Origin of the sequence: Spongiibacter tropicus DSM 19543, assembly GCF_000420325.1 — a bacterium.
Classification (GTDB): Bacteria; Pseudomonadota; Gammaproteobacteria; order Pseudomonadales; family Spongiibacteraceae; genus Spongiibacter; species Spongiibacter tropicus.
Genome location: NZ_ATUS01000001.1, coordinates 1,004,834 through 1,017,571 on the forward strand (window position 1 = coordinate 1,004,834; position 12,738 = coordinate 1,017,571).

General features: G+C 54.9%; 13 protein-coding genes and 1 tRNA gene. 3 read left to right on the forward strand and 11 right to left on the reverse strand.

The window, feature by feature from the left end:
• The first annotated feature begins 74 nt into the window (after positions 1 to 74).
• Complete coding sequence (locus tag G411_RS19380) at positions 75 to 1,154, forward strand: TIGR03857 family LLM class F420-dependent oxidoreductase (RefSeq protein ID WP_022958046.1); 1,080 nt, start codon at positions 75 to 77, stop codon at positions 1,152 to 1,154.
• 17 nt (positions 1,155 to 1,171) lie between these two features.
• Here G411_RS19380 and G411_RS21790 read toward each other — a convergent pair whose 3' ends face one another.
• From G411_RS21790 to G411_RS0104840, 3 genes are all read right to left on the reverse strand, one after another.
• Positions 1,172 to 1,339: a hemin uptake protein HemP gene (locus G411_RS21790; RefSeq protein ID WP_084495287.1), complete on the reverse strand. Its 168-nt coding sequence runs from the start codon at positions 1,337 to 1,339 to the stop codon at positions 1,172 to 1,174.
• Positions 1,340 to 1,390: 51 nt separating this feature from the next.
• Positions 1,391 to 2,302 carry a DUF1295 domain-containing protein gene (locus G411_RS0104835; RefSeq protein ID WP_022958047.1) on the reverse strand — a complete coding sequence of 304 codons (912 nt, stop codon included), beginning with the start codon at positions 2,300 to 2,302 and terminating at the stop codon, positions 1,391 to 1,393.
• 72 nt (positions 2,303 to 2,374) lie between these two features.
• On the reverse strand, positions 2,375 to 3,325 hold the full coding sequence (locus G411_RS0104840) for a winged helix-turn-helix transcriptional regulator (RefSeq protein WP_022958048.1): 951 nt from the start codon (positions 3,323 to 3,325) through the stop codon (positions 2,375 to 2,377).
• Positions 3,326 to 3,542: 217 nt separating this feature from the next.
• Between G411_RS0104840 and G411_RS0104845 the strand changes: the two genes are divergently transcribed.
• Both G411_RS0104845 and G411_RS0104850 read left to right on the forward strand, forming a co-directional pair.
• Positions 3,543 to 5,153 carry an AMP-binding protein gene (locus G411_RS0104845; RefSeq protein ID WP_022958049.1) on the forward strand — a complete coding sequence of 537 codons (1,611 nt, stop codon included), beginning with the start codon at positions 3,543 to 3,545 and terminating at the stop codon, positions 5,151 to 5,153.
• A 147-nt stretch (positions 5,154 to 5,300) separates the two neighbouring features.
• A tRNA-Pro gene (locus tag G411_RS0104850) sits at positions 5,301 to 5,377 on the forward strand.
• Positions 5,378 to 5,773: 396 nt separating this feature from the next.
• Here the strand turns inward: G411_RS0104850 and G411_RS22055 are convergent.
• From G411_RS22055 to G411_RS0104900, 8 genes are all read right to left on the reverse strand, one after another.
• Positions 5,774 to 5,914, reverse strand: a complete 141-nt coding sequence (locus G411_RS22055) for a hypothetical protein (protein WP_022958051.1) — start codon at positions 5,912 to 5,914, stop codon at positions 5,774 to 5,776.
• Positions 5,915 to 6,452: 538 nt separating this feature from the next.
• Positions 6,453 to 7,301: a transposase gene (locus G411_RS0104870; RefSeq protein ID WP_022958053.1), complete on the reverse strand. Its 849-nt coding sequence runs from the start codon at positions 7,299 to 7,301 to the stop codon at positions 6,453 to 6,455.
• A gap of 143 nt (positions 7,302 to 7,444) precedes the next feature.
• Positions 7,445 to 8,038: a hypothetical protein gene (locus G411_RS0104875; RefSeq protein ID WP_022958054.1), complete on the reverse strand. Its 594-nt coding sequence runs from the start codon at positions 8,036 to 8,038 to the stop codon at positions 7,445 to 7,447.
• 9 nt (positions 8,039 to 8,047) lie between these two features.
• Positions 8,048 to 8,344 (reverse strand): hypothetical protein, encoded by a 297-nt coding sequence (locus G411_RS0104880; protein WP_022958055.1) that lies wholly within the window; start codon positions 8,342 to 8,344, stop codon positions 8,048 to 8,050.
• 165 nt (positions 8,345 to 8,509) lie between these two features.
• A complete protein-coding gene (locus G411_RS22540; RefSeq protein WP_022958056.1) occupies positions 8,510 to 8,701 on the reverse strand; it encodes a tyrosine-type recombinase/integrase in 192 nt (63 codons plus the stop codon).
• An 84-nt stretch (positions 8,702 to 8,785) separates the two neighbouring features.
• Positions 8,786 to 9,217, reverse strand: coding sequence for a hypothetical protein (locus G411_RS0104890; protein ID WP_022958057.1), 432 nt, complete (start codon positions 9,215 to 9,217; stop codon positions 8,786 to 8,788).
• Between the two features lie 238 nt (positions 9,218 to 9,455).
• Positions 9,456 to 11,732 (reverse strand): TonB-dependent receptor, encoded by a 2,277-nt coding sequence (locus G411_RS0104895; RefSeq protein WP_022958058.1) that lies wholly within the window; start codon positions 11,730 to 11,732, stop codon positions 9,456 to 9,458.
• An 82-nt stretch (positions 11,733 to 11,814) separates the two neighbouring features.
• Positions 11,815 to 12,720: an NAD-dependent epimerase/dehydratase family protein gene (locus G411_RS0104900; RefSeq protein WP_022958059.1), complete on the reverse strand. Its 906-nt coding sequence runs from the start codon at positions 12,718 to 12,720 to the stop codon at positions 11,815 to 11,817.
• Positions 12,721 to 12,738: the final 18 nt, after the last annotated feature.

The window sequence follows — 12,738 nt, forward strand, 5'->3', positions numbered from 1 at the left end:
TGAAGAGGATTCATTGACGCGCAGCGACGCCGTTCTACACTCAACATCGCGATAACATAACAATAGGACAGCCGATGACGACCACGCTTTATCCCGAACTCGCCTGCTACCTGCTCCCCGGCCACAGCGAAAAACCGGCTGAGCTGATTCGTGAAGTCCGCGATGCCGAGGCCCTTGGGCTGGGCAGCGCCTGGATATCAGAACGCTTCGACGCCAAGGAAGCCGGTGTAAGCATAGGCGCGGCCGCCGCCGTCACTGAGCGCATTCATATCGGCACCGCCGCCACCAACATCAACACCCGCCACCCTATGGGCGTCGCGGCGATGGCAAGCTCAGCCCAGCGTTTATCGCAGGGTCGCTTTGCCCTGGGTATTGCGCGGGGGGTCGGTATTCGGCAGCAGCTTTGGGGACTGGACAGCGTGAGCAATGCCCAGCTTCGGGACTTTTATACGATGATGCGCCAACTTTGGCGGGGCGAGCGGGTGATGGGCTACGACGGTCCGCTGGGAAAATTCCCCTACCTGCATATGGCGGACTGGCTGGATGAAGACATTCCGCAGCTCTTCGTAGGCTTTGGCCCCAAGAGTCTGCGCTTTGCGGGCAGCGTTTACGACGGTGTCATTTTGCACACCTTTCTCAGCGATGACGCCCTGAAACGGGCAATTCATCTGGTTCGGGAGGGCGCCGAGGCCGCGGGGCGAGACCCGGACAGCGTCAAAGTCTGGAGTGTACTGGCAGTGGGGGTCGACCCCAGTGAAGAACAGCGACTTCGGCTGGATGTGGCGCGCATGGCAACCTATTTACAGGCACCCGGTTACGGCGAAATGCTGTTTGCCATCAATGACTGGGACCCGGAACAACTTGACGCCTTCCGCAAGCACCCTCTGATCGCCAACATGCCCGGCGGCATCGACAGCGTCGCCACGCTGGAACAACTGGCCGAGATTAAAACCTTGATGCCTGAACACTGGCTGCCCTCTGCCATCGGCACTGCAAGCTATGCTGCCCAGCGTATTCAAGACCAATTTTCCGCAGGGGCCTACGGCGTAATCCTGCATGCCAGCACGCCCGCTGAATTCGCACCTGTTGTGGCCGCTTACCAGACAATTCGACGGCACGACGACTTCGCCGGACGCAGTAACCGCCCAGCATAGGCGGTAAATCGTCCTGGCTACTTGGTCAGAATGAGTTTGCCCTGTCGCGTCACCCGCAACAGATACTGCTGATCGGCATGGCGGATTTTCAGCGGGGAGCCGGGGTTAACCAGCTCCTGACTGTCCACGGTATCTCCGTCGATGGTGATCTGACGTTGGGGGTACTGCTGAGGATCCTGTTCCACCGGCTCGCTCGCTCAATGACAATAATGCGAATTATTATCATTACAGAGTGATCACGGGTCAAGCCCCTTCTCGGGCCCTGACGCATCGGGCGGCCGCAGCCACAACACCGGGGTTACGGCTTTGTAGTGGCAATAGTCGGGATCGCCCTCCCACTTTTCATCGGCGCGCCGCTCCAACAGGGGAATGCCGCTGATGCGGGTTAGCAGCAGATAGACGAATAGCGGCGATACCAGCGCCAACCATTGCCAGCCGACAAGGGCAGGCATCGCGACAACGGCCACGCCGAGCCACAACAGGATTTCCCCTGCATAGTTTGGGTGCCGGGACCAGCGCCACAAGCCGACATTCACAAAGCGACCGGCATTGACGGGATTTCGGTTAAACGCCGTCTTCTGCGCATCGGCGACCGCTTCCAGAGACAGTCCACCAAGCCAAAGTGCAAAGCCCACCAACGCGGGCCACGACAGCGGCACCACCTGCTCCGCAGAGATTGCCGCCAAGGCAGCCGCCAGGGTGACGAACACCCACAATCCCTGCAATGTCCAGGTGAGCAGAAAGCGTGAGAAAAACGGTTTAATTTCGTCAAAGCGACCATCTTTGCCGGCTCGCTGGATACGCAAAAACAGAAAGCTCCCCAGGCGCAGCGCCCACACCCACACCATCGCGCACAACAGCAAGGCGCGTGCATTCCATTCTGCATTCAAGGAGGTGGATATCGACAGGGCAAAGGTTACCAGCAGCAGATAGGTGAGACTGCCGGTAAGATCGTAGTAATGCTCGCTCTGCCCGAGAAAAGATGGGACGAATACCAGCCACTGAACGGCAAATGCCATCGCGGCACAGACCAGCGGCAGCGGCCATCCCGCCCACCGCAGTCCGCTATCGCCAATCGCCAGGGCCAAGCCCCCGGCCAGTCCCACACAAACCAATACAATCAGGCCATTTATCCACGCCTTCGCCACACACGCCTCCCTTCTCTATCAGGCAAATCCATACTCAAATAAGGCGTGTACGTTGAGCGCGGTCAGACCGATTCAGCCACAGCCCGTCGCGCACTCAGGCTCGAGCGGCGCGAGAAGAATATCTTGCCGACGCACGACATGGTGACAGCTCGAGCATTCCACCGCCAATACAGCGGCGTTGCCGCACTGGCGATGCACCAGTGGCGCCGGCGCGGGGCCGTCTCCCCAGTCCTCAGCCCACTGCCGAAGCACCATGATCACCGGATACAAGGCCTGCCCCTTGACCGTAGCCGCATATTCACTGCGCGGGGGATTGAGCTGGTAATCGTAGCGAACCAGAATACCGACCTCCACCAGACGATTCAGCCGCGAGGCGAGGCTGTTACTGGAAATCCCCAGTTGCTGGGTAAACCCCTCGTGCCGACCAGTGCCAAAGAACACCGTCATCATTATCAGCAGCGTCCAGCGGTCGCCGATCAACTCCGCCACACTCTGCAGATGGATATCCTCATCACCCGCCGCCCGCGACACCCCCATGCGGCGCGTCTGTCCAGTCGGGCGGATATCGCTGTGAAAAATCGGGCTTTGCAGCACCGCCTCACTCAGAACGAGATCCCCCGACATAATGGACTGCTGACAGTGAGCACAGCTCGCCACCGGCAGCAGCGGCTGGTTACAGTCGGCGTGAAAAAGCCGCTCGGGCGTAGCGCCCCGTGTTTCGGCATCAGCCCAAACCTGCTCCCAGCGCCACGCCAGCAGCATAAAAGGACATAAGGCCTCCCCCTTGTCGCTGAGACCGTATTGGTAGCGGCTTGAGGAATAGAGCTTTCTGACGACCACCCCGTCGCGGATCAGGGCATCCAGTCGGCGAGTCAAGGTTGCGCGGCTGATCCCTAACCGCCGCCGAATCTCTTCAAAACGTCGCCAACCGACAAACAGCTCACCAAGAATCGCCAGTGACCAGCGATCTCCCACCAGGGCCAGCGCATGTGCAATGCGCCCGTTGACGACTCCGTAGTTCATTTCACCTCTCTTTCGCTGGCGCTTTCCTGCGCCCTCCCTGAGCATAGCTCATCCACCAGCGACTGCTTTTTCGGCCAAAATTGCACTCATACGCAAAAAGAGCATGTTTAGATCAGCGGACCAAAAAAAGCGGGCTACCTCATTCATGCGTATGACTCCCTGGCCCCTGCAGGCTGACTATACTCAGGCTCTACTTTCGCGGGAAAAGGTCAATCACATGTCTAATAACATGCCTAATAACAACACGCCGCCATCCACGCTCTACGAAACGGTCTGCATGCCCCAGCTGTTGATTGAAGGGCTTAATCGCTATCACGACCGCCCCTGCCTGTTCATGGGTGACGGCCACACGCTCAGCTACACCGAAATGCGGGAAGCCACCAGCAAACTGATTCAGGCCCTTGCCTCATTGGGACTCAGGAAAGGCACCCGTGTCGCGATCATCTCCGGTAACCGGCCAGAAGTGCTGTCCAACACCGCAGCTATCTCAATCTCCGGATTTATCGGCACACCGCTGCACCCAATGGGCTCGCTGGACGATCATGCCTACGTACTGGAAGACGCCGATATCGAGGTACTGATCTTTGACCCCGGCCCCTTCAGCGAACGCGCGGCCGAACTCAAACAACGGGTTCCCGGCCTGAAACACCTCCTCGCCTTTGGCCCCAGCGACATCGGCACTGACTATTTAGCCCTGGCAGAAACCTTCCAGCCACAGCCGCTGTCTGCCCCCGACATTCACCCTGAAGACCTGGGCTCGGTAAACTACACCGGCGGCACGACCGGCAAACCCAAAGGCGTCATGTCCACTCACCGGGGCACCGCCTATATGGCAATGATTCAGGCGGCCGAGTGGGAGTTTCCAGAACAACTGCGAATGCTGATTACCACGCCGCTGTCCCACGCTGCCGCCGCATTTTTTGTTCCCGTGCTGCAAAAAGGCGGGGCCTTCTACGTACTGCCGGGCTTCACCCCTGACCTGTTTTTTGACTGGGTGGAGCGATACAACATTACCGCCACCATGCTGGTGCCCGTCATGCTCTATGTGCTGCTGGATTCGCCACGCGCCGAGACCGCCGACATGTCGAGCATGGAAACCATTTTCTACGGCGCCTCGCCGATGAGCCCGGCGCGCCTGAAGCAGGGACTGGAAAAGTGGGGGCAAATTTTTTATCAGTTCTTCGGCCAGTCCGAAGCCCCGATGGTGCTGACCAACCTCGCCCGCAAGGAGCACGATCTCGCCGTTCCCGAGCGACTGTCTTCCTGCGGCAGACCCGCACCGTGGGTACACTTGGCATTGCTCGACGACAACAACGAAGAAGTTGCCGCGGGAGACGCCGGCGAAATCTGTGTTCGCAGCCCACTGGTCATGAAAGGCTACAAAGACCTGCCGGAGCAAACCGCAGAAGCCTTTGCTGGAGGCTGGCTACACACCGGCGACATCGGCCGCTTCGACGACGAAGGCTTTCTGTACATTGTTGACCGCAAGAAAGACATGATCGTCACGGGTGGCTTCAATGTCTTTCCCCGCGAAGTGGAAGATGTCCTGTCCAGTCACGAGGCCGTCGCACAGGTCGCCGTAGTTGGCGTACCTGATGAGCGCTGGGGTGAGGCTGTTAAAGCGGTGATTGTTCTGAAGCCCGGAGTCAGCGGAGATGACACACTTCGGGACGTACTGACGGCAGCCGTTAAAGCCGCCAAAGGCTCCGTCCAAGCGCCCAAGTCCATCGACTTCGTCGACGCGATCCCGCTGACGCCCGTCGGCAAGCCAGATAAAAAAGCCATCAGAGCCACATACTGGGAAAACACCAGCCGCGGTGTTCAATAAGCGGGCCGACGCGCAATGTGCTGCGGGCAAATCTCCTGCAGCACACACCCAAGCCAAAAACACCACCAGAGATAAGCCTGCATATTGAGCGTGTCACAGCGCTTTGCTATAGTTAGCGCCCGCCGCAGGGCGGCCTTTTCAAACCATCGGAATGTAGCTCAGCTTGGTAGAGCACTGCCTTCGGGAGGCAGGGGTCGGAGGTTCGAATCCTCTCATTCCGACCATTTCTCAAACTCGCCTAGTACAAGCAAGTACCAGTTACTTGGGCAGTCTCACTATTCAAATTTTTATCTCACCCTGTGACAACCTATACCCATTGTCTAAAAGCGCTCTGCCAATCCATATCCGCACCTTCTTAACTAGCAACAGCCAGCCCTGAGCGTAGACAACCATCCGAGCTTTAACAAGATTCAATACGATGTAGCAAGACAACTCCAACAAATAGCTATTTTCCTGCACGAGAATTACGTTATGTCGTCCCTGAAATACATGCCCTATCCGTCTATGTCTACGGTTAAAGCGTTGGACACACGCTGCGCTCAACTGCCTCATCACTCTCGGAAGATCCAGAAGCAGTTGATAACACCTATCCACCCTGCAATAAGCGTGACATAACCAGCTTATTGTCCGCAGACACCGTCAAACACCTCAAGAAATAACACCCCGCCAGAGTCATCCAGATAGATATTTTCCCGCCCGGCACCACGGGCAGCTTGATGATAAGGCGCACCGACAAACTCTATATGCAGCGGCATCGCCATGTATCCCCTCTTCCTGCCGTGGAGTTATAGAGAACATCATTAAAAAATTCACAAAAGGCAAAACCTGCCCCCGCGCGCCCTCACTCACCAACTTCATTTTTATTTTCAAACACGTATATTTTCAAAAACAGGTAAAAATATAAAAATATTGAAAATATGGCCAACGACTTATACCAATCGATACTGTGCTTCGAAAGCCCAAGACTAACCACAGAAATAATACAAAAAAACAAACTATAAAACCTAAAATTTCTAGGCATCGAAATTTTTAATTTTGGCTTAGGATAAGCGTCATCAATTTCAAATAATAGACCAATAACACAGTATGCAATTATCAATATAAAGCTCCCTATATAAAAACTAACATACTGGTTAAAAACAAATACCACCAACATAGGGAAAAACATCAACAGAGAACGCAACATCGCAACAGAGCGCGCACTACCTTCTTGGATATCAGGCCTCCTTTGCATCATTAAAAATCCTCTACATTGTTGACAACAGTGGTCTCTAAAATTAAGTCATGTAGCCAACGGGGTCAGGTCTTGCCCCTTTCCCCACTCTTTAAAATCTTACTGACTCTGGAGTAATGCCATCCGAAGAAACATCCTATCTCTCGCATGCGGTATCCACCGCTGTTATAAGCCAGCCTGATCGCGTCGTCGCGATCACCCGCGTGATTCGCATACCAATCCAGTGGTTTCGGCACGGCGCGTCGTTGTGATACTGGAATTTCACTGAGGTCTTTATCAGCTTCAATCAACTGCTGCATCTGCTCCACAAATGATTCGCTTCCCAGGTAAATCTGGTTCTTTAGGGAAGACCAGGGCGATGACTGTCTTTTACCTTTAGAGACGAAAGATTGGTAAGCCTTTTGTGCCGCAGATTTTCGCGAACCACAGGCCGTCAATATCCAGTCCACCGCGAGCCAGGGCGGAGCCGGAACCAGTCCCGCAGTCGCGCGATAACTGCTCCACGGCCAATCGCGGGCGAAAGTGACCATCCGGGCTCTGACAGGACTCAGTACTATATAGCGAGACAATTCCAAAAGATAACTATTTGCTTGCACAAGAATTGCCTTGTATCGCCCCTGAAAGACATGCCCCACTCGCTTATGTCTGCGATTGAAGCGCTGGGTATATACCCCATTCAACTGCCTCATCCCTTGAGAAAGATGCGCATCCGGCGTTTCCACCAGCAGATGGTAGTGATTACCCATCAGACAATAGGCGTGACATAACCAGTTGTAACGCTCGCAGACACCTGCAAGCACCTCCAGAAACAACACCCGGTCTGAGTCATCCAGATAGATGTCTCCGCGCCCGTTACCACGGGCAGTGAGATGATAAAGCGCACCGGCAAACTCTATACGCAGCGGCCTCGCCATATACTTCCTCCTTCCTTGGTGGAAATATTGAGAATACCATGAGATAAATGCACAAAAGGAAAAGGGCAAGACCTGACCCCGTGCTTCTCCCTAACCTCTTCCTAAACCGCTATTGGCTCAGCATGAACTATAGCCGTCACCCTTTAGGCAACCGCAGCAACAATATTTTTAAGTTCTCTCGTTGGTTTCGGGCGCTTATTGACCAAGATATCGTCGTTGATCTTGAGAATGACGCCTTTAATTAGATCAGTGGTATTCTCGATTTGAGAAATGGCTTTCAAGGCATCAAGTTCTTCAAGAATCCTGCGCCCCTTTAGCGAAAGCCGCTTATCTGCTTTACCCTGAGCAAGCTCACTCTGCAGGAGATTCACTATTTTTTGTGCAGCTTTCTCGTCTGATGCAAGAGCATGTATATAGTATTTCATCAAACTCGGCACAAAGTCTGTTGAGCCACCCAACTCATAGGTAGCCAGATTCAAAATATCCACCAGGTGTGCTGGCAACCGGCTTTCAACCGGCTTGCGTTGAGCGTCCAACTGCTTTTTGACCGCAGGTGTGGATTGGTGTGGCAACAAACAAACCTGGTCACATTTGTCACAGACACCGACCAGCACGTTCTTCACCACGCCAGATCCGTCACTGAACGGAACATCCCGCAATTTGAAGGTCGCATTTTCAAGCGAACGGCAGTGCTCACAGATCGCCTTTTGCGAATCGCCCACTTTGAAAATTTTCATAACGTCACCTCAGTGATGTACACTAATAAACACGCTGTTGGGTTCAACGAAATACCACTTGATGTACCAGTCTTCGCCACCATGCTTGGTTTTGATAATGTGGACTTCCACATCGTCAACCACGTGATGGGGGCTAGAGCTATATTGGCTCCCTCGTGATCGCCCAATAATGGTCGCAACGTCATCCAGCGAGACCTGGCCTGTTGCCAGCAGATTCTTGACATCAATATCGGCCCTTTCCTGGTGAGAAACCGCGCCATCCTTCAGGCAAGCCAAAACTTGTGCTTTAACGTCCTTGAACCCCACGCGCCCTCCAAATTGTACGACAATAATCGTACATGTCAATTAGCAATGCTACGCCAGTACATTCCCTTGCTAAATTAGTATATATTCAATGCCTTAGCTTCACTGAGATTGCACCCTTCAGCTTCTATGTAAGGCCACCGGGTGCGTCTCGGCATACACCTCCTTTTAATGATTGGTCGTTACATGGGTATACACCTGTGTCGTGGAAATATCCGCGTGGCCCAGTATTTCCTGCACCTCCCGGATATCCGCGCCGTTTTCATGTATCAGAGTCGCAATTGAATGCAGGAAAAAGCAAAAAGGGGTCAGGTCGTGACTCTCGATATAGCTTTGCCCCCTCACATCAATCAAACCCATCACGCCCAAAAAACCATTAGCCTTACAAAAAGTGCAGTCAATCCCTAGGCAATCCGACGCTACAACCGACCACCTTGTCAAAGGCTACATAACCACTCCGGCTATCAGCACCAGCAGCCCACCGATTTCTCCAAGCGCCAACAACAACATGTAAGCGCGTACCGCAGCCGCCGGGACGGTCTTTGTACCCAAACGGTGGGGCTGCCGAAGCTGGTTGTCGGTGTCGTTCAGCCAGCCGTGAATAGCGTAAGTCGCCACTGCCGAGGCGAAGAACAAGATGGGAATGGCAACGGCAAGCAGGTTGACGGTATGACTCCAACGGCTGTGCATCGCGAGCTGTTGAAGGACTATGCAGGCAAAGGCATACATCAAGGCTGTGCGATGGCAAATATCCACATAGGCAGGCGCGGAGGCATCGGCGGAGCGGGCAATATGCGCGTATTTCCACCAGCCGGTGAGCATCCCCACCAGCATAAACACTCCGGCGCTGATCAGCGCAAATTGACTGGCTTCCACGTTCCCTCCTGAGGCACCGCTCGCGGGCTTTCTCCACCCGATACCGAGCTATTGGAATAGGAAAGCAGCATACCCCGCCGCCTAGGCGCTGTCCTGCCCAAAACTTCGCGAACGGGTAACGGTTTTGGTCGATGTAGAGAAGAGAAATTCTACGGCGCAGACTGGCGGGGGGAATATCGAGGAAAAAGCTGCAGGTTCAGCGCCTGGGCTTCCAAACCTGCAGAACACAGGGATCATCTTAGAGCATGGAGCCGAACCGGTAGCTCACATCAAAACCGAAGGTTCTCGGCTCACCCCACTGATTAGTGCCGACGCGATTGCCGCCCCCGGCATCAACTTCGAAGCCACCGATTTTGTATTCCTCGTCGGCCAGGTTCTTGCCCCACAGCGAGAAGCTCAGCACCCCGTCGCCGACGGCGACATCATCGAAGCTGATACGCGCATTCACGAGTGAGTAGCTGTCTTGGGTGATATCGTCGTTGCCACTGATCTTGGGCGTCACGTAGACCTTGCTGCTGCCGGACCAGTCCACCCTCGCCCGCAACGTGCCAGCTTCGGTAAAGCGGGGGAAGGTGTAGTTCAGCGATAGGTTGTAGCTGTTCTTCGGCGTAAACTCGAAGGCGCGGTCATCAGCAATATCACTGATGGCACCGGTGTTGATATCGAATGAATTGAATTCGTCGTACTCGGCATCGATGTAGCCGTAGCCCGCACTGATATCCAAACCTTCAATCAGCCGCACGATCAGCTCGGCTTCCACGCCGTTTACCGTGGCTTCTGCCGCATTCTGGATCACAATGGAAAAGCCGCCCTGGGTATTGCCGGGATCAACCGCATTGACCTGTGCCTGCATATCACTCAACTGCTGGTGGAAAGCCGTCATGTTCAGGCGAACGCGTTTGTCCAGCCAGGTGGATTTCATCCCCAGCTCGTAACTGTCCACTTGCATGTCATCGTAGGGCCCCCACTGCAGCGGCGTATTGCTTCGCGCGTTAAAGCCACCACTTTTAAAGCCGCGGGCGTAGGTCGCGTAAGTCATCAGATCATCCGTCCACTGATAATTCAGCGAGACCCGCGGCGACACATTGCTCTCATCAATCTGCGTGGGGATCTGCTCAGGCGCACCGAGGTAGGTTTGGTTGTAGGTATCCATCACCACAAAACCGCTGGTGAGATCGGTGAGTGTGTGCTGCTGCTCGCGATCCTCTTCCGTGTAACGAACACCCAATGTCAAATCCATTCTCGCCGTTAAGTGAGCGGTCACTTCCGTGAACAGTGCCTGACTGGTGTTATCGATCTCGGTGGTCAGCAGGACGTGCGAGGCAAAGGCATCAATTTCCTGCTCGTTGCTGTAGTCGCCGGTTTCGTTGAAATAAAACGCGCCGACCACAAAATCAATAAAGCCGTTAAACGCCGCACCAGTGAGCTGGATCTCCTGAGTGAAGGCATCGTAATCAAAGATATCTTCATTGTAGATAAACGGGCTACTGGCCCCGGTGGCGTTATTCAGCAATTCGTTTTTCACACTGCGATAGCCGGAAATAGATTTGATCACCAAATCTTCAAATGTCCCCCGGTCGGCAAGACTGTACTCCACCGTTGCACCATGTGCGGTCATATCAATATTGCTGTGCGACGCCCCGAAGGTACTCACAGTGTCTTCGCGATCAGGGCGTACATCCTGCCCGTACATTGCCGCGAGCCAGCCGCTGGCCGAGGTCATTTGCGATGCCATCGGCTGTTCACGTTTGCGCTGACGATCAAAGGCGTAGTCAATGATCAGGTTTTCTGTGGGCCGCCAGTTAAGCGCGGTGTGGATCGCCCGGTTGTTCTCATCCCAGCGATCATCGCCCTGGGTGTTCTTCACGAAGGGGTCGCGATTCTTGCTCAGCACCGACACACTGGCTGCCAGCTCGTCATTCACAGGAAACTCGATATAGCCTTTCGCATCGCGGCGACCATAATTACCCGCGGTTACCGTTGCCTTACCGCCCACTTCTCCAGACGGCTTGCGTGTATGAAGAATCACCGCGCCGCCCAGTGTGTTCTTGCCATAGAGTGTGCCCTGCGGTCCGCGCAAGACTTCCACGCGCTCCAGCTCGGCAACATCAAACAGGGAGCCGATCGACTTGCCAACATAGATGCCGTCGAGATAAACCCCGACCATCGGGTCTTCGGTAATCGTGAAGTCGGTGCGGCACAGGCCTCGCATACAAATCAGCGCGCCATCATTGCCACCCGAGTTAGGCAGAATGACCAGATTCGGCGTCAACTCACTCACATGGGAAATATCGGTAATCCCCACTTCGGCAATGTCCGACGAGGTAAAGGCCGTCATTGATACGGGAATTTCCTGCATGCTTTCCGAGCGACGCCGCGCGGTGACCAGCACTTCCTCAATGGTGGATGACGCCGCGGGAGGCGTCGCTTCCTGAGCATGCAACGAACCGCTGCTCAGGGCACTAACGGCAGCGGTCATCGCCGTCGCTACAAACAGTGACGTGTGGTTTTTCATCAGGAATTACCTTTTATTATAAGTCTCTATTGATGAGCAGCCGTCAGTCACCCGTGGCTGACGGCCTGTTGTTAAACAGCGATTACGCCTCGCTATAGGCTTTTACCAGTGTATTAATCGTCGCGTTGATCTGATGACGGTCGTAGGCCAGCTCCTCAACCGCTTCCGGCTTATAGCTGACGGTGGCGCCGGGACCGGCAAACATAATCACATTCGGCAGAAGGGGATGATCGTCCTCTCTGACCTCCAGCGTTTGTGGGTTTCCTGCCGCCTCGAACCAGAGTTCGAGATACTCTTTCCAGCTATAGTTTTCATCACCCAGCAAGTAAGCCCGACCCGACTCGCCATGATCCAGTGCCGCCAGCGTCGCCTGAGCCACTGCGTGAGACGTGATATGGTTGGTGCCGCCCTTGGGCGCAAACACCGGCAGCTCACTCAAGGCACCGCTGGCATAGGCCACAAGCGCGCCAATATGAGGGATATCCAGCCCCGGAATATGCCCCATCACAAAGGGCAGATTGAGACTGCATACCGTGAAGCTGTCGCTGCTCATTGCGCGCACTGCCTCATCGGTATTACTGCGTGAGGTTACGTAGGGACATTCGCCGATACGGTGTGACGCCACCTGCGGATAGAAGGTGCCAATGTAAACAGCGCGGCGCACACCGGCCTCGCGAGCCGCCGCGAAAAAGCGCGGCACCGCTTCATCATTCACCTTCCGGTAGAAGTCTTCCGGCGTAACACTGCCATCCATCGGCACCTGGCGAATATCGGCTGCGGCCGCGAACACCACCGCGTCAAAGCCGTTCAAGCGGCCGTCGCTCATATCGTCGTTGACATAGTCTCCCTGCACAAAAGGCAGGGCCGCCAAGACGGGCGCTGTTGGCACACTCCGCGCCATAATGGTCACGTCATGACCGTGTGATTTCAGATAGAGGGCGGCGTCACCGCCAATCAAGCCGGAGCCACCGACAACAAGTACTTTCATAACTGCGCTCTCGTTATT